Annotated in this window: 15 protein-coding genes; 11 read left to right on the top strand and 4 right to left on the bottom strand. The window is 60.9% G+C overall.

Translation table 11 applies throughout. From position 1 onward, the window contains the following. Positions 1-27: 27 nt before the first annotated feature. Together CER19_RS09200 and rpmE are read right to left on the bottom strand one after the other, a co-directional pair. On the bottom strand, positions 28-834 hold the full coding sequence (locus CER19_RS09200; RefSeq protein ID WP_116666191.1) for a thermonuclease family protein: 807 nt from the start codon (positions 832-834) through the stop codon (positions 28-30). 14 nt (positions 835-848) lie between these two features. Continuing rightward, on the bottom strand, positions 849-1,079 hold the full coding sequence (rpmE, locus tag CER19_RS09195; RefSeq protein WP_014716575.1) for a 50S ribosomal protein L31: 231 nt from the start codon (positions 1,077-1,079) through the stop codon (positions 849-851). A gap of 357 nt (positions 1,080-1,436) precedes the next feature. Between rpmE and CER19_RS09190 the strand changes: the two genes are divergently transcribed. After that, the gene (locus CER19_RS09190) at positions 1,437-3,656 is read left to right on the top strand and encodes a primosomal protein N' (protein WP_116666190.1); all 2,220 of its coding nucleotides are present in this window, start codon (positions 1,437-1,439) and stop codon (positions 3,654-3,656) included. A gap of 54 nt (positions 3,657-3,710) precedes the next feature. Here CER19_RS09190 and CER19_RS28575 read toward each other — a convergent pair whose 3' ends face one another. Beyond that, positions 3,711-3,911, bottom strand: coding sequence for a hypothetical protein (locus CER19_RS28575; protein ID WP_133298323.1), 201 nt, complete (start codon positions 3,909-3,911; stop codon positions 3,711-3,713). Between CER19_RS28575 and argS the strand changes: the two genes are divergently transcribed. The 9 genes from argS to CER19_RS09145 all read left to right on the top strand — a co-directional run bounded on the left by argS (position 3,879) and on the right by CER19_RS09145 (position 14,378). Continuing rightward, positions 3,879-5,615 (top strand): arginine--tRNA ligase, encoded by a 1,737-nt coding sequence (gene argS / locus CER19_RS09185; RefSeq protein WP_019817938.1) that lies wholly within the window; start codon positions 3,879-3,881, stop codon positions 5,613-5,615. The genes CER19_RS28575 and argS overlap by 33 nt on opposite strands. A 1-nt stretch (position 5,616) precedes the next feature. Next, on the top strand, positions 5,617-6,318 hold the full coding sequence (locus CER19_RS09180; protein ID WP_003187899.1) for an SPOR domain-containing protein: 702 nt from the start codon (positions 5,617-5,619) through the stop codon (positions 6,316-6,318). Between the two features lie 255 nt (positions 6,319-6,573). Beyond that, a complete protein-coding gene (hslV, locus tag CER19_RS09175; RefSeq protein ID WP_003171209.1) occupies positions 6,574-7,104 on the top strand; it encodes an ATP-dependent protease subunit HslV in 531 nt (176 codons plus the stop codon). A gap of 37 nt (positions 7,105-7,141) precedes the next feature. Continuing rightward, on the top strand, positions 7,142-8,479 hold the full coding sequence (gene hslU, locus CER19_RS09170; RefSeq protein ID WP_116666189.1) for an ATP-dependent protease ATPase subunit HslU: 1,338 nt from the start codon (positions 7,142-7,144) through the stop codon (positions 8,477-8,479). Between the two features lie 160 nt (positions 8,480-8,639). Continuing rightward, on the top strand, positions 8,640-9,017 hold the full coding sequence (locus tag CER19_RS09165; protein ID WP_116666188.1) for a gamma-butyrobetaine hydroxylase-like domain-containing protein: 378 nt from the start codon (positions 8,640-8,642) through the stop codon (positions 9,015-9,017). Between the two features lie 249 nt (positions 9,018-9,266). Beyond that, positions 9,267-10,946, top strand: coding sequence for a class II poly(R)-hydroxyalkanoic acid synthase (gene phaC, locus CER19_RS09160; protein ID WP_116666187.1), 1,680 nt, complete (start codon positions 9,267-9,269; stop codon positions 10,944-10,946). A gap of 165 nt (positions 10,947-11,111) precedes the next feature. Continuing rightward, positions 11,112-11,957 carry a poly(3-hydroxyalkanoate) depolymerase gene (gene phaZ / locus CER19_RS09155; protein ID WP_116666186.1) on the top strand — a complete coding sequence of 282 codons (846 nt, stop codon included), beginning with the start codon at positions 11,112-11,114 and terminating at the stop codon, positions 11,955-11,957. A gap of 90 nt (positions 11,958-12,047) precedes the next feature. After that, positions 12,048-13,730, top strand: coding sequence for a class II poly(R)-hydroxyalkanoic acid synthase (gene phaC / locus CER19_RS09150; protein WP_116666185.1), 1,683 nt, complete (start codon positions 12,048-12,050; stop codon positions 13,728-13,730). Between the two features lie 27 nt (positions 13,731-13,757). Then, on the top strand, positions 13,758-14,378 hold the full coding sequence (locus CER19_RS09145; RefSeq protein WP_116666184.1) for a TetR/AcrR family transcriptional regulator: 621 nt from the start codon (positions 13,758-13,760) through the stop codon (positions 14,376-14,378). Positions 14,379-14,385: 7 nt separating this feature from the next. Here the strand turns inward: CER19_RS09145 and CER19_RS09140 are convergent, their stop codons facing one another. After that, the gene (locus CER19_RS09140) at positions 14,386-15,081 is read right to left on the bottom strand and encodes a response regulator (protein ID WP_371921540.1); all 696 of its coding nucleotides are present in this window, start codon (positions 15,079-15,081) and stop codon (positions 14,386-14,388) included. Positions 15,082-15,420: 339 nt separating this feature from the next. Here CER19_RS09140 and CER19_RS09135 point away from each other — a divergent pair, with 339 nt between their 5' ends. Then, positions 15,421-15,999: a fimbrial protein gene (locus tag CER19_RS09135; protein ID WP_116666183.1), complete on the top strand. Its 579-nt coding sequence runs from the start codon at positions 15,421-15,423 to the stop codon at positions 15,997-15,999. Positions 16,000-16,012 lie beyond the last annotated feature (13 nt).

Genomic DNA, 16,012 nt, shown 5'->3' with positions numbered 1-16,012 from the left:
AAATAAAAAATGTCTACAATTTTTTATTCAAAGCGCCGATTTCAGCATGCCGGGATCGGTTATTGGCAACAGCCAGCGTGCTTGGCCTTTTTTCAGGCCGCCACGGCGGGCACGATCCTGCACCCAACCGCGCGCCTCAAGGGTGCGGCCTTGTAGACCATCGAGCATGGCCGTATCGAACTGGCTGATCAGCTGAGGGGCAATGCGTAATACCAGTGAACCCTGCAGTTCAATCCAGATTCCGCCGCGATTACGCTCGACCTTGCTGACCTGGCCGGTCACCAGCGCAAACCCGGAGCGCTTGAGCTTCGCCACACTTTGCACCGGCGATTGGCGCCACAGACCAAGCCGTGCATGGCGGGCGCTGTTTTCGGCCGCCTGCTGGCAGGCAACCAGGTCAACATTCGGCGCCACGCCCACTTGGTACCCCAAGCCCTCGGCCAGCAGTTGCGCCTCCAGGTTCTCGCCATTGGCGCCGTAAAGGTGAGCCAGGGTGCGCCCGTAATGATCTTTGCCTTCACGCCCCGGCACCAGGCCGACACGCCCATCGCTAGCCTTTACCAACGCCTGCAGACGCTGGCGCGCGGCGACGGCAAATGGCTCGTCTGGGCGGCCCTTCTTGCCGGTTTCCGGCGCGTTGAGGCCGATCATGCGCACGCTGCGACCGTCCTTGAGGCGCACCGTGTCGCCATCCACCACACGCTGCACCTCAACGCGGGCGATGGCTACCGGCGAGGGGCAGAATGCATCGGCCTGAGCGGTCGCCAGCCAAATCCCAGGCACAAAAAAGGCGCCCACAAGGGACGCCTTTTTCAACAGCAGGTAAAAGCCCATAAGGCTCTTGAACCTTACTCTGCTGGAGTAGCAGGCTTCTTGCCGAAAGCACCAAAGCGATCTGCGAAGCGCTGTACGCGGCCGCCGGTGTCCAGAGTTTTCTGCTTACCGGTGTAGAACGGGTGGCACTCGTTGCATACGTCAGTACCCAGTGGCTTGCACAGGTTCGAACGAGTTTCGAACTTGTTGCCGCAGCTGCAGGTGACTTGGATGGTTTCGTACGCTGGATGGATATCGGCTTTCATGGCACTTCCTCAGGCTAGCGTGCCGCCACTCGACACTATTGTCGAATACCGCACGTAATTAGGCCGCGGATTCTACCAGACCTTTTTAATCGCGCAAGCGGCGGTAATGGCCGAAAACTCCCTTTCATCAGAAACTCCTGGCTCTATGCCGTCCATGTGGGAGCCGGGCTTACCCGCGAAAGCGCTGTGTCAGTCACTGCATCTGTTACGGCACTAGCGCTTTCGCAGGCAAGCCAGCTCCCAGAGGAGGCTGAGCCGTTCTGGAGATCCGATCCCAGTACTGGAGACGGGACACCCCTGGTCTGCTAGGCTCGCGCCCCTGCGCCACCGCTTGCCTTTATCGATGAGACTCCTCGCGTGCCCGACGCCATTTTGCGCCTAGCCCTGCCCTCGCCCCTGCGCCGCCTGTTCGATTACCGGGCCCCGCCCGGCGTGTCGCGTGCGCAGTTGCAGCCGGGCATGCGCGTGCGCGTGCCGTTCGGGCGCCGGGAAATGATCGGCATTCTGGTGGAAGTTACCGCCCACAGCGAAGTGCCCGCCGAAAAGCTCAAGCCGGCAATTGCCCTGCTCGACGCCACGCCGCCGCTGCCGCCCGCGCTGTTCAAGCTGTGCCTGTGGACCGCGCAATATTACCAACACAGCCTGGGGGATACCTTCAGCTGGGCGCTGCCGGTGCTGCTGCGCCAGGGCGAACTGGCCGAAGCGCGCCAGGAGCGTTTCTGGTCGATGGTGCCCGGCGCACGTCTCGATGACCCGCGCATCGCCCGCGCCCCGCGCCAGTGTGAGGCCCTGGCCACCTTGGCACAGCACCCCCACGGCGTGGCCCATCAGCTATTAAGCAAACTGATGCTGAGCAAAGACAGCCTCGACCTGCTGCTGGCCAAGGGCTTGGTGCAGGTGGAAATCCGCAAGCACGCCCCGGACCCGCGCCACGAACACTGGCTGGCCCAGCCGGAGTTGCCGCTGAACCCCGAGCAACGCGCCGCGTATGAGGCGATTCGCGCCGGTTTCGACAGTTTCCACGCCTTCCTGCTGGCCGGCGTCACCGGCAGCGGCAAGACCGAAGTCTATTTGCAACTGATCCGCGAAACCCTGCAGGCCGGTAAGCAGGCACTGGTGCTGATTCCGGAGATCAACCTGGGCCCGCAGACTCTGGCGCGTTTCGAGCAGCGCTTCAACGCGCGCATCGCCCTGGTGCACTCCGCGGTCAATGACCGTGAGCGCCTGGAGTCGTGGCTCGCAGCGCGGGACGGCGAGGCCGACATCATTATCGGCACCCGTTCGGCGCTGTTCACCCCGATGAAAAACCCCGGGCTGATCATCATCGACGAGGAGCACGACGGCTCCTATAAACAGCAGGAAGGCCTGCGTTACCACGCCCGCGACCTGGCACTGGTGCGCGCACGCCAGGAAGACATCCCGATTGTGCTGGGCTCGGCCACGCCCTCCCTGGAAAGCCTGCACAACGCCTACACCGGCCGTTACGGGCTGCTGCGCCTGAACGAGCGTGCTGGCGGCGCCAAACAACCGCGCTTCCTGCGCCTGGACGTGAAAAGCCGCCCGTTGGACAGCGGCATTTCCGGTCCGATGCAACAGGCCATCGGCCAGACCCTCGCCGCGGGCCAGCAAGTATTGGTGTTCCTCAACCGCCGCGGCTTTGCGCCGACACTGCTGTGCCATGACTGCGGCTGGATGTCCGAATGCGAGCGCTGCGATGCGCGCATGACCGTGCACCAGCGCTACGGCGAATTGCGTTGCCATCACTGCGGCCATGTAGAGCGGGTGCCACGCCATTGCCCGCAGTGCGGCAAGGTCGACCTGCGCCCGGTAGGGGCCGGCACCGAGCGCGCCGAAGAGCGCCTGGGCATTCTGTTCCCGGATTACCCGGTGCTGCGGGTCGATCGCGACAGCACGTCGCGCAAAGATGCAATGAACCAGTTGTTTGCCACCATTCAGAAAGGCCAACCGTGCATTCTGATCGGCACGCAGATGCTCGCCAAAGGGCATCACTTCCCACGGGTGACCCTGGTGTCGATCCTGGATGCCGATGGCGGGCTGTTCTCCGGGGATTTTCGCGCCAGCGAACGCATGGCGCAGTTGATCGTGCAGGTGGCAGGACGCGCCGGGCGGGCCGAAGAGCCAGGCCGGGTGATTATCCAGACGCACCTGGCCGACCACCCGCTGCTGATTCAACTGACGGAGCAAGGCTACTTTGCTTTTGCCGAGCAGGCCTTGAGCGAACGCCGCGCCGCTGGCCTGCCGCCTTTTGCACACCTGGCGCTGTTGCGTGCCGAGGCCCACAAGCCCGGGCAGGCCGAAGGTTTTCTTGATGAAGCCTGCAGCGCCGCCGAACGTTTATTGGGCGAACTGGCCCTCAGTGGTATCGAGTTACTCGGCCCGGTGCCTGCGCCCATGGAGCGGCGCGCCGGGCGTTATCGCGCTCAGCTACTCTTGCAGGCAACTTCCCGCGCGCCACTGCATCGGCTATTAAGTCGCTGGATGCTTGAGCTGGAGCAACTGCCCAGCGGTCGGCAGGTGCGATGGTCGTTGGATGTAGACCCGGTAGATTTGTATTGATCCACCCACCACTGTAGGAGCGAGCTTGCTCGCGAAAAACTCAAGAACACCGCGTTAAATCAGGAAGCCCGCGTTATCGTTGACGATTTTCGCGAGCAAGCTCGCTCCTACAAAATGCTCCACAGGTCCGGAACGGTTGGCAAGCCCGCCCTCGCCACGGATAATGCCCAGTTTTTCCACCTGCGCATCGCGCGCCGCCGCTTGCGGTCGAAAGAGAACACCATGAAAGACACCATTCGCCAGCTGATCCAACAAGCCCTCACCCAACTCGTCAACGAAGGTGTGTTGCCTGAAGGCCTGTCGCCGGCGATCCAGGTGGAGAACACCCGCGACAAGACCCATGGCGACTTCGCCAGCAACATCGCGATGATGCTGTCCAAGCCGGCCGGCATGAAGCCACGTGACCTGGCAGAAAAAATCATCGCCGCGCTGCCGGCTGACGCCAGTGTCACCAAGGCCGAAATCGCCGGCCCAGGCTTTATCAACTTCTTCCAGAACACCCAGGCCCTGGCGTCGCGCCTGGATGCCGCCCTGGCCGATGCCCGCATCGGTGCACGCAAGGCCGGCGACAGCCAGCGCGTGGTCATTGACCTGTCGGCGCCGAACCTGGCCAAGGAAATGCACGTGGGCCACCTGCGCTCCACCATCATTGGCGACGGCGTGGCACGGGTGCTGGAATTCCTCGGCGACACCGTGATCCGCCAGAACCACGTGGGCGACTGGGGTACCCAGTTCGGCATGCTGATGGCCTATCTGCAGGAAAACCCGATCACCAGCAACGAGCTGGCCGACCTGGAAAACTTCTACCGCGCCGCCAAAAAGCGGTTTGACGAGTCTGAAGAGTTCGCCGACCGCGCAAGGGGCCTGGTGGTCAAGCTGCAAGCCGGCGACGAAGAGTGCCTGGCGCTGTGGAACCGCTTCCGTGAAATTTCCCTGTCCCATTGCCAGGAAATCTACGAGCTGCTCAACGTGAAGCTGACCATGGCCGACGTGATGGGCGAAAGCGCCTATAACGACGACCTGATCAACGTGGTCAACGACCTCAAGGCCAAGGGCCTGCTGGTCGAAAGCAACGGCGCCCAGTGCGTGTTCCTCGAAGAATTCAAGACCGCCGACGGCGAGCCGCTGCCGGTGATCATCGTCAAGGCCGATGGCGGCTACCTCTACGCCACCACTGACCTGGCCGCCGTGCGTTACCGCAGTGGCGTGCTCAAGGCTGACCGTGCGCTGTACTTCGTCGACCAGCGCCAGGCCCTGCACTTCCAGCAGGTGTTCGAAGTGGCGCGCCGCGCCGGTTTTGTCACCCACCCGATGCACATGGAACACATGGGCTTCGGCACCATGAACGGCGCCGATGGCCGCCCGTTCAAGACCCGTGACGGCGGCACCGTGAAGCTGATCGACCTGCTGACCGAAGCCCAGGAACGTGCCTACAACCTGGTGAAGGAAAAGAACCCGGAGCTGGCCGAGGCCGACCTGCGTAATATCGCCCGTGTGGTGGGCATTGGCGCGGTGAAATATGCCGACCTGTCCAAGCACCGCACCAGCGACTACAGCTTCAACTTCGACCTGATGCTCAACTTCGAAGGCAACACCGCGCCGTACCTGCTGTACGCCTACACTCGCGTGGCCGGGGTATTCCGCAAGCTGGGCAAGGACTTCAGCGAAGTCGAAGGCCAGATCGCGCTGGACGCCGCCCACGAACAGGAACTGGCGGCCAAGCTCGCGCAATTTGGCGAAGTGCTCAACAGCGTTGGCGAAAAAGGCACGCCGCACATCCTGTGCACCTATTTGTACGAAGTGGCCGGCCTGTTCTCCAGCTTCTACGAGAACTGCCCGATCCTGACCGCCGACGACGAAGCCCAGAAACAAAGTCGCCTGCGCCTTGCCGCATTGGCTGGACGCACCCTCAAGCAAGGCCTGGAACTCTTGGGCCTGGAAACTCTGGAGCGTATGTAAGTTGGCTGCCAAGAAAAAACCTGCCCCCAAGCGCGGCGCCAGCCGCTACCAGGCCCCGGCGAAGCAACCGATTCCGGGTTGGTTGTGGATGGCCATCGGCCTTACGGTCGGCGCATTTATCGTGTTTCTGATGAAGCTGGAGCCCGGCCAGGGCGATGACGTCAAGCGCGTCAAACAGGAGCAGCAAAAGGCCACTAAAATCGCCGAAGCCAACAAGACCGCACCGAGCCCGACTGCACCGGTAAAGCCCAAGTACGACTTCTACACGCTGCTGCCGGAATCGGAAGTGATCGTGCCGCCTGACGCCGTGCCGGAAAAAACCTTGCCGACGCCTCAGGTGCCAACCACGCCGGTAACCCCAGCGGAAGCGGCGAAAATCGACACGGCGCGCGCCCAGGCCGCGCTGGCCGGCATCACGCCGCCGCCAGCACCGCCAGTGGCAGCCACCAAGGCCGCGCCGGTGACCAAGTTCTTCCTGCAAGCGGGCTCGTTCCCGAAACAGGCGGATGCGGACCGTGTACGCGCACAGATCATTCTGTTGGGCCAATCGGTATCGGTTGAGTCCGGCACGGTGAAGGACGCGACCTGGTATCGCGTATTGGTGGGGCCGTTCAGCAACCGCGAACAGCTGACCGTGGCGCAAAAGCAATTGGCCGGCGCCGGGTTTAGCAACCTGTTGTTACAACAACGCCAGAGCCGCTGACTCAGCAGCCAACACGGTATCAATGTGGGAGCTGGCTTGCCTGCGATAGCGGTGTAACAGTCCATGTTTCAGTGACTGACACACCGCTATCGCAGGCAAGCCAGCTCTCACTTTGGTTTACAGTGTGCTCAAGTGGGTGTTGAACCCATAGACACCACTCGTCCGCGCACCCGTCCTACGGTTGAAATCCCCCCCGCCACCCCCATATGAGTTCTCATCAGGGCATTTTCGCCCCGCTGCGTGGAGACTCTCCCCTTGACCACCATCGTTTCAGTACGTCGCCACGGCAAAGTTGTCATGGGCGGCGACGGCCAGGTTTCCCTGGGCAACACCGTGATGAAAGGCAACGCCAAGAAAGTGCGCCGCCTGTACCACGGCCAGGTGCTTGCCGGCTTCGCAGGCGCAACCGCCGACGCCTTTACCCTGTTCGAGCGTTTCGAAGGCCAGCTTGAGAAACACCAGGGCCACCTGGTGCGCGCCGCTGTCGAACTTGCCAAAGAATGGCGCACCGACCGCTCCCTCAGCCGCCTGGAGGCCATGCTCGCCGTTGCGAACAAAGACGCTTCGCTGATCATCACCGGCAACGGCGACGTGGTTGAACCCGAGCATGGCCTGATCGCCATGGGTTCCGGTGGCGGCTACGCCCAGGCTGCGGCCAGCGCGCTGTTGAAGAAAACCGACCTGTCGGCCCGGGAAATCGTCGAGACCGCCCTGGGTATCGCTGGCGATATCTGCGTGTTCACCAACCACAACCAGACCATTGAGGAGCAGGACCTCGCCGAGTAAGCCCTGGGCTTATTCAGGCTTGAGGCCGCCAAACACTATGTCCATGACTCCCCGCGAAATCGTCCATGAACTCAACCGCCATATCATCGGCCAGGACGATGCCAAGCGCGCCGTTGCCATTGCGCTGCGTAACCGCTGGCGCCGGATGCAACTGCCCGAAGAACTGCGCGTTGAAGTAACGCCCAAGAACATCCTGATGATCGGCCCGACCGGTGTCGGTAAAACCGAAATCGCCCGGCGCCTGGCCAAATTGGCGAACGCTCCGTTCATCAAGGTCGAAGCGACCAAGTTCACCGAAGTCGGCTATGTCGGCCGCGATGTCGAGTCGATCATTCGTGACCTGGCTGACGCCGCCCTGAAGATGCTGCGCGAACAGGAAGTGACCAAGGTCAGCCATCGCGCCGAAGACGCCGCTGAAGAGCGCATCCTCGACGCCCTGCTGCCACCGGCACGCATGGGTTTCAACGAAGACGCCGCACCGTCGTCGGATTCCAATACTCGCCAGCTGTTCCGCAAGCGCCTGCGTGAAGGCCAGCTGGATGACAAGGAAATCGAGATCGAAGTGGCCGAAGTGTCCGGCGTGGATATTTCTGCCCCGCCCGGCATGGAAGAAATGACCAGCCAGTTGCAGAATCTGTTCGCCAACATGGGCAAGGGCAAGAAGAAAAGCCGCAAGCTCAAGGTGAAAGAAGCGCTGAAGCTGGTGCGCGACGAAGAAGCCGGGCGCCTGGTCAATGAGGAAGAACTCAAGGCCAAGGCCCTGGAAGCGGTCGAGCAACATGGCATTGTGTTTATCGATGAGATCGACAAGGTCGCCAAGCGCGGTAATTCCGGCGGCGTGGATGTCTCCCGCGAAGGCGTGCAGCGCGATTTGCTGCCGCTGATCGAAGGTTGCACGGTCAACACCAAGCTGGGCATGGTCAAGACTGACCACATCCTGTTTATCGCCTCCGGTGCCTTCCACCTGAGCAAGCCCAGCGACCTGGTGCCCGAGCTGCAAGGCCGCTTGCCGATCCGGGTGGAACTCAAGGCGCTGACGCCGGGCGACTTCGAGCGCATCCTCAGCGAGCCGCATGCCTCGCTCACCGAACAGTACCGCGAGCTGTTGAAAACCGAAGGGCTGGGTATCGAATTCCAGGCAGACGGAATCAAGCGCCTGGCGGAGATTGCCTGGCAGGTCAACGAGAAGACCGAAAATATCGGTGCCCGTCGCCTGCATACCTTGCTTGAGCGCCTGCTTGAGGAAGTATCCTTCAGCGCCGGCGACATGGCCGGTGCGCAGAATGGCGAAGCGATCAAGATCGATGCCGAGTATGTGAACAGCCACTTGGGCGAATTGGCACAGAACGAAGATCTGTCTCGTTATATCCTGTAAGCCTCACTCAATGTGAGAGTGGCTTGTGTGGGAGCTGGCTTGCCTGCGATAGCATCACCTCAGTGTTGCTGAAACACCGAGGTGCCTGCATCGCGGGCAAGCCCGGCTCCCACATTGGTCCCTCCCACATTTTGGGCCGGCTCCTTCAGGGTTATCTCCAATGTCGAAATTTCCTACCGCAGTAAACCTGCACAAAACCTCCAACACCCTCGGCCTGACCTACGGGCCGGAAGAAACCTACCAGTTGCCCGCCGAATTCCTGCGGGTGCACTCGCCTTCCGCCGAGGTCCAGGGCCACGGCAAACCCATCCTGCAATTCGGCAAGCTCAACGTCCGGTTGATCAAGCTGGAACCGGCCGGCCAGTACGCACTGAAATTGACCTTCGATGACGGCCATGACAGCGGACTGTTCACCTGGGACTACCTCTACCAGTTGGCCGTACGTCAGGACGCTCTGTGGGCGGACTACCTGGCCGAGCTCAAAGCCGCTGGGAAAACCCGCGATCCGAGTGAGTCGGTCGTGCGGCTGATGCTCTAGCACAGGGCTCTTGCTGTTTAGAACGCATTTTCTAATTTCATCTGCTTGAATGCTCTGTCGCGTGGCCAACGATTGGCCCGCTTGCGAAAAAAAATAAACTCGGGTAACCAATGGAACTGGCAAGTTCCCTGCATTTGACGATGCGGTATCAACGGTCACCCGAGTCGCAGTACCAGGCTGGTGTCGTGTATCGAAATTGGGTGCGCAGCAATCGCCGGTACTCGTCTTTCGGACAATGGAGCGTCGTAGATGAGTAACAAGAATAACGATGACTTGAAACGCCAGGCCTCGGAAAACACCCTGGGGTTGAACCCGATCATCGCGTTACGCAAAAAGGATTTATTGGCCTCGGCCAAGATGGTGCTGACCCAAGCCATCAAGCAGCCGCTGCACAGCGTCAAGCACGTCGCCCACTTTGGCGTTGAGTTGAAGAACGTGATGTTCGGCAAATCCGCACTGGTGCCCGAGGGCGATGACCGTCGCTTCAACGACCCGGCCTGGAGCCAGAACCCGCTCTACAAACGTTATTTGCAGACTTACCTGGCGTGGCGCAAGGAACTTCACGACTGGATCGACGACAGCAACCTGTCGGCACAAGACATCAGCCGCGGCCACTTCGTGATCAACCTGATGACCGAAGCCATGGCCCCCACCAACAGCGCGGCCAACCCGGCGGCGGTCAAACGCTTCTTTGAAACCGGCGGTAAAAGCCTGCTCGACGGTTTGTCCCACCTGGCCAAGGACATGGTGCACAACGGCGGTATGCCGAGCCAGGTCAACATGGGCGCTTTTGAGGTCGGCAAGACCCTGGGCACCAGCGAAGGCGCGGTGGTGTTTCGCAACGATGTGCTGGAGCTGATCCAGTACAAGCCCATCACCGAGCAAGTGCACGAGCGCCCACTGCTGGTGGTGCCGCCGCAGATCAACAAATTCTACGTATTCGACCTGTGCCCGGAAAAGAGCCTGGCGCGGTTCTGCCTGCGTAATGGCCAGCAGACGTTTATCGTCAGTTGGCGCAACCCCACCAAGGCCCAGCGCGAGTGGGGGCTGTCCACTTATATTGAGGCGCTCAAGGAAGCGGTCGATGTGGTCACGGCAATTACCGGCAGCAAGGACGTGAATATGCTCGGCGCCTGCTCCGGTGGCATCACCTGCACCGCACTGCTGGGCCACTACGCGGCGCTGGGCGAGAAGAAGGTCAACGCCCTGACCCTGCTGGTGAGCGTGCTGGACACCACCCTGGACACCCAGGTGGCGCTGTTTGTCGATGAGCAGACCCTGGAAGCAGCCAAGCGGCACTCCTATCAGGCCGGCGTGCTGGAAGGCCGCGACATGGCCAAGGTCTTTGCCTGGATGCGCCCCAACGACCTGATCTGGAACTATTGGGTCAACAACTACCTGCTGGGCAACGAACCGCCAGTGTTCGATATCCTGTTCTGGAACAACGACACCACACGCTTGCCGGCCGCGTTCCATGGCGACCTGATCGAACTGTTCAAGAACAACCCACTGGTACGCGCCAACGCCCTGGAAGTGTGCGGCACGCCCATCGACCTCAAGCAGGTCACCGCTGATATCTACTCCCTGGCCGGCACCAACGACCACATCACGCCGTGGCAGTCCTGCTACAAGTCAGCGCAGTTGTTCGGTGGCAAGGTCGAGTTTGTGCTGTCCAGCAGTGGGCATATCCAGAGCATCCTCAACCCGCCGGGCAACCCCAAGGCGCGCTACCAGACCAGCGAGGGCTTGGCCGGCAACGCGCTGGAATGGCAGGAAAATGCGACCAAGCACACCGACTCGTGGTGGCTGCATTGGCAGGTGTGGCAGGCGGGGCGGGCGGGGAAACTGAAAAAAGCCCCGACGACATTAGGTAATAAAACCTATGCCGCCGCCGAAGCGGCGCCGGGTACCTATGTACATGAACGCTAGGCATTCTTGTGATTGAAATGAGATCAGATGTGGGAGCTGGCTTGCCTGCGATAGCGATGGGCCTGCTAACTAATCGCGGCCTGAAAGAATGCCATCGCAGGCAAGCCAGCTCCCACACTGACCGAGTTCCTACAGACCAATAGCACCATTTCACAGGGCTTGAGCATGGCGCAACCGTTCATCTTCCGTACCATCGACCTGGATGGCCAAACCATCCGCACGGCGGTACGCCCGGGCAAGCCGCACTTGACCCCGCTGCTGATCTTCAACGGCATCGGCGCCAACCTTGAGCTGGTGTTTCCGTTCGTCCAGGCCCTGGACCCGGACCTGGAAGTGATCGCCTTCGACGTGCCCGGCGTGGGCGGTTCCTCGACGCCGAACCGGCCCTATCGTTTCCCCGGCCTGGCCAAGCTGACCGCCCGCATGCTCGATTACCTGGACTACGGCCAAGTGAACGCCGTGGGTGTGTCCTGGGGCGGAGCGCTGGCCCAGCAATTTGCCTATGACTACCCCGAGCGCTGCAAGAAATTGATCCTGGCGGCCACCGCAGCCGGGGCCTTCATGGTGCCGGGCAAACCGAAGGTCTTGTGGCTGATGGCAAGCCCCAGGCGTTATATCCAGCCGTCCCACGTGGTGCGCATTGCGCCCATGATTTATGGCGGTTCGTTCCGCCGTGATTCCAAACTGGCCGCCGCGCACGCCAGCCAAATGCGCCCGGCCGGCAAGCTGGGCTACTACTGGCAGCTGTTCGCGGGGCTTGGCTGGACCAGCATTCATTGGCTGCACAAGATCCGCCAGCCCACCCTGGTGCTGGCCGGGGACGATGACCCGCTGATCCCGCTGGTCAACATGCGCATGCTCGCCTGGCGCATCCCCAATGCACAGTTGCACATCATCGATGACGGCCACCTGTTCCTGATCACTCGGGCCGAAGCCGTAGCGCCGATCATCATGAAGTTTCTGGAGGAGGAGCGCCTGCGCGCCGTGATACATCCGCGACCGGCGGTGTGAAGGACCACACCACCGCGCAACTTGCCAGGAACCGACTATGGTTCTGGATTGGCGTGCCTGCTTGATGACTTGACGAAGGAGTGTTGGCTCATGCGAGAAAGACCCGTGACGAACCCGGCGCCCACCCCCGCTGCGTTCATCAACGCGCAAAATGCGATCACCGGCCTGCGCGGCCGGGACTTGCTGTCGACCCTGCGTACCGTCGCCGCGCACGGCCTGCGCAACCCGGTGCACACCGCCCGCCACGCCCTGGCCCTGGGCGGCCAACTGGGCCGCGTGCTGCTGGGTGAGAGCGTGCACGAACCCAACCCCAGGGACCATCGCTTCAGCGACCCCACCTGGAAGCTCAACCCGCTGTACCGGCGCAGCTTGCAAGCCTATCTGAGCTGGCAAAAACAGACACGGCAGTGGATCGACGACAGCACCCTCAGTGATGATGATCGCGCCCGCGCGCAGTTCGCCTTCGCCCTGCTCAACGACGCCGTCTCCCCTTCCAACACCCTGCTCAACCCGCTGGCGATCAAGGAGTTGCTCAACTCCGGCGGCAACAGCGTGGTGCGCGGCGTGAGTAACCTGTTCGAAGACCTCCTGCACAACAACGGTTTGCCCCGCCAGGTCAGCAAGCACGCCTTCGAAGTCGGCAAGACGGTGGCGACCACGCCCGGTTCGGTAGTGTTTCGCAACGAACTGCTGGAGCTGATCCAGTACAAGCCCATGAGCGAAAAACAGTACGCCAAGCCGCTGCTGGTGGTGCCGCCGCAAATCAACAAGTACTACATCTTCGACCTCAGCCCGGCCAACAGCTTTGTGCAATATGCCCTTAAAAATGGCCTGCAAACCTTCATGATCAGTTGGCGCAACCCGGACGTGCGCCATCGGGAATGGGGCCTGTCCACCTACGTGGCGGCGTTGGAGGAGGCACTGAATGTCTGCCGGGCCATCACCGGCGCCCGCGAGGTCAACCTGATGGGCGCCTGCGCCGGTGGCCTGACCATCGCCGCCCTGCAAGGCCACCTGCAAGCCAAGCGCCAGCTGCGGCGCATCTCCAGCGCCAGTTACCTGGTGAGCCTGCTGGACAGCCAGATCGACAGCCCGGCGACGTTGTTCGCCGATGAACAAACCCTGGAAGCCGCCAAGCGCCGCTCCTACCAGCAAGGTGTGCTGGATGGCCGCGACATGGCCAAGGTGTTTGCCTGGATGCGCCCCAACGACCTGATCTGGAATTACTGGATCAACAATTACCTGCTGGGCAAGGAACCGCCCGCGTTCGACATCCTGTACTGGAACAACGACAACACGCGCCTGCCCGCCGCCTTGCACGGCGACCTGCTGGATTTCTTCAAGCACAACCCCCTGAGCCATCCCGGTGGGCTGGAGGTATGCGGCACGCCCATCGACTTGCGCAAGGTCTCGGTGGACAGCTTCAGCGTGGCCGGCATCAACGACCACATCACGCCGTGGGACGCGGTATACCGCTCCACTCAACTGCTGGGTGGCGAGCGGCGCTTTGTGCTGTCCAACAGCGGGCATATCCAGAGCATCCTCAACCCGCCGGGCAACCCCAAGGCCAACTACGTCGAGAACCTCAAGCTGAGCAGTGACCCGCGTGCCTGGTACTACGACGCCCGGCATGTCGAAGGCAGCTGGTGGCCCCAGTGGCTGGAATGGGTACAACAACGCTCCGGGGTACAACGCGAAACGCTTACCGCCCTGGGCAACCAGAACTACCCACCGATGGAAGCAGCGCCAGGCACTTATGTGCGGGTGCGTTGAGCTCAACGATCACATTAAGAAGACTGGATGAAGACCCGCGACCGTATCCTTGAATGTGCCTTGCAGTTGTTCAACCACAAGGGCGAACCGAACGTATCGACCATGGAGGTGGCCAATGAAATGGGGATCAGCCCCGGCAACCTCTATTACCACTTCCACGGCAAGGAACCGCTGGTGTTGGGGCTGTTCGAGCGCTTTCAATGCGAGTTGGCGCCACTGCTGGACCCTCCCGCCGATGCGCAACTAAAGGCCGAGGACTACTGGCTGTTCCTGCACCTGATTGTCGAGCGCATGGCCCACTACCGGTTCCTGTTCCAGGACCTGTCGAACCTGGCCGGGCGCCTGCCGAAGCTGGCCAAGGGGATTCGCAACCTGCTCACGGCGCTCAAGCGCACCCTGGCCTCATTGTTAGCGCGGTTGAAAGCCGAGGGGCAACTGGTCAGTGACACCCAGGCACTGGGACAGTTGGTGGAACAGATCACCATGACTCTGCTGTTTTCCCTGGATTACCAGCGCGTACTGGACCGTGAAGGCGAAGTGCGAGTGGTGGTGTACCAAGTCATGATGCTGGTCGCGCCACATCTGGCGTCACCCGCACGCCAGGCCACCGAACGCTGGGCCTTGCGCTACCTGGATGATCCGCTTTAACCGGTGCTTACTCAGGCCCGCCGAACTGCTGAATGAATTTGAAAAGTTCACTGTCATTGCGCACGCCCAACTTCCGATAAGCCGATTGTTTCTGCGTACTGATAGTACTTGCACTGCGGGAGAACTTTGCCGCAATCGAATTGACCGACATGCCATCGAGAAAACAACGTAATACTTCCCGCTCTTTAGGTGTTAGGCCGGTATTCAGTGACAGCGCTGTTGAAACATCGATTGTCGACTTCAGGGTACCGATATCGAATGCCGACTGCCTACCCTGCAATGTCGCCACCATACAAGATTGCACATAAAGCCGTCCCTGAGCGACGGTTCGGATAGCCGTGACCAGCTCGGTCAGGTTCTGAGTCTTGCCCAGAATTCCCCAACACCCGGCCTTGAGCGCCAGCGAGACAGTGGCGGGCGAAAAGTCCGAAGACACGATTAACGCCCGGCATTGCCGGAAACGCCTGACCAGCGACTGGAGCAGGCTGAGGCCATCGATATCCGAGGGCGCCAGCACAAAGTCCATGACCACCACGTCTACCGGCCTCAGGGCCAGCGCCTCCAGTAGTTGCCGGCCCGTGCCATAGGAGCCGACGACTTCAATGTCGGCTTCGGCTTTCAAACTTAACTCGATACCTTGGCGAACCATTTCATGGTCATCGAGCAGCATGACGGTAAAGATCGCGGCTGATGAAATTGGCATAACGGCCCCCGCATGAATCAATGCAGTACTGCTCGCTATAACCCAGCCTGATGCAGGATTCAATAAGCGGACATAACAGGACTACATTAACTTACAGAAACTTCCGACAGAAACAGCTGAGGGATACTTCTCAAGAAAAATAAGCCTCTAAAAAAAATTAAATAAAACAATACGATTTCGAACAATCACGAACTTAGATTCGATCCTTCGCTATAGAGCCAATTCACTTTTAGATACAAATTATGCCTACCCGCCATGCCGAAGAAATTCGACTAGAACCACGGGCATTGCGCCTGAAGCTGCGGTGGGCAACTTCAATAATCCAAGATCGGGAACATAATGAACGCCAACTTTCTATCTTCCGTTGCAACCGCGCTGGCCTTGAGCGCCGCTGTGTCGCCCTCGGCGCACGCTGCTGATGGTGTGATCAATTTCAGTGGCCTGGTGACCGATGTGACCTGCACCGTCGAAGGCGCGGCACCGGGCACGGGCGCCGTGGTCAAGGACGTGAACCTGGGTGGAGTCTCCGCTGCACGCTTGGCTACGGCGGGCAGCCGCGCCAACCTGACCGGTTTCACCATTCGCATCGGCGCACCGGGTGAGGGCAGTTGCACCAACGGGCGTACCGCCATGGTTGCCTTCGACCCGACCAGCCCGGCTATCGACGTGGCCACAGGCCGCTTGAATATCGATGGCTATGACGATCCGTCCGACACCACCAATGCCAAGAACGTACAGGTAGAAGTCACTAGCCGTAGCGGCACGCCCATCAATGTGTACACGGAGAAATCCGAAGGCGTGGTGATCGCCGATAACCAGGCCACCATCCCATTGGCTGCACAGCTGTACGCCAGCGGCCCGGCTACCGAAGGCAAGGTCAATACCCGCGTCGGATTCATGATCGAGTACGCCGAGTAAAGCGCGAGCGGGC

The organism is Pseudomonas sp. GL93 (assembly GCF_003408955.1).
Classification (GTDB): Bacteria; Pseudomonadota; Gammaproteobacteria; order Pseudomonadales; family Pseudomonadaceae; genus Aquipseudomonas; species Aquipseudomonas paracarnis.
This window is presented reverse-complemented; position numbering and strand designations above follow the sequence as displayed.

What these genes read in the sequence shown, in the direction of transcription:
- CER19_RS09200 (WP_116666191.1), bottom strand. Translation starts at nt 834, where the DNA reads ATGGGCTTTTACCTGCTGTTGAAAAAGGCGTCCCTTGTGGGCGCCTTT.
- rpmE (WP_014716575.1), bottom strand. Translation starts at nt 1,079, where the DNA reads ATGAAAGCCGATATCCATCCAGCGTACGAAACCATCCAAGTCACCTGC.
- argS (WP_019817938.1), top strand. Translation starts at nt 3,879, where the DNA reads ATGAAAGACACCATTCGCCAGCTGATCCAACAAGCCCTCACCCAACTC.
- hslU (WP_116666189.1), top strand. Translation starts at nt 7,142, where the DNA reads ATGTCCATGACTCCCCGCGAAATCGTCCATGAACTCAACCGCCATATC.
- CER19_RS09165 (WP_116666188.1), top strand. Translation starts at nt 8,640, where the DNA reads ATGTCGAAATTTCCTACCGCAGTAAACCTGCACAAAACCTCCAACACC.
- phaC (WP_116666187.1), top strand. Translation starts at nt 9,267, where the DNA reads ATGAGTAACAAGAATAACGATGACTTGAAACGCCAGGCCTCGGAAAAC.
- phaZ (WP_116666186.1), top strand. Translation starts at nt 11,112, where the DNA reads ATGGCGCAACCGTTCATCTTCCGTACCATCGACCTGGATGGCCAAACC.
- phaC (WP_116666185.1), top strand. Translation starts at nt 12,048, where the DNA reads ATGCGAGAAAGACCCGTGACGAACCCGGCGCCCACCCCCGCTGCGTTC.
- CER19_RS09145 (WP_116666184.1), top strand. Translation starts at nt 13,758, where the DNA reads ATGAAGACCCGCGACCGTATCCTTGAATGTGCCTTGCAGTTGTTCAAC.
- CER19_RS09140 (WP_371921540.1), bottom strand. Translation starts at nt 15,081, where the DNA reads ATGCCAATTTCATCAGCCGCGATCTTTACCGTCATGCTGCTCGATGAC.
- CER19_RS09135 (WP_116666183.1), top strand. Translation starts at nt 15,421, where the DNA reads ATGAACGCCAACTTTCTATCTTCCGTTGCAACCGCGCTGGCCTTGAGC.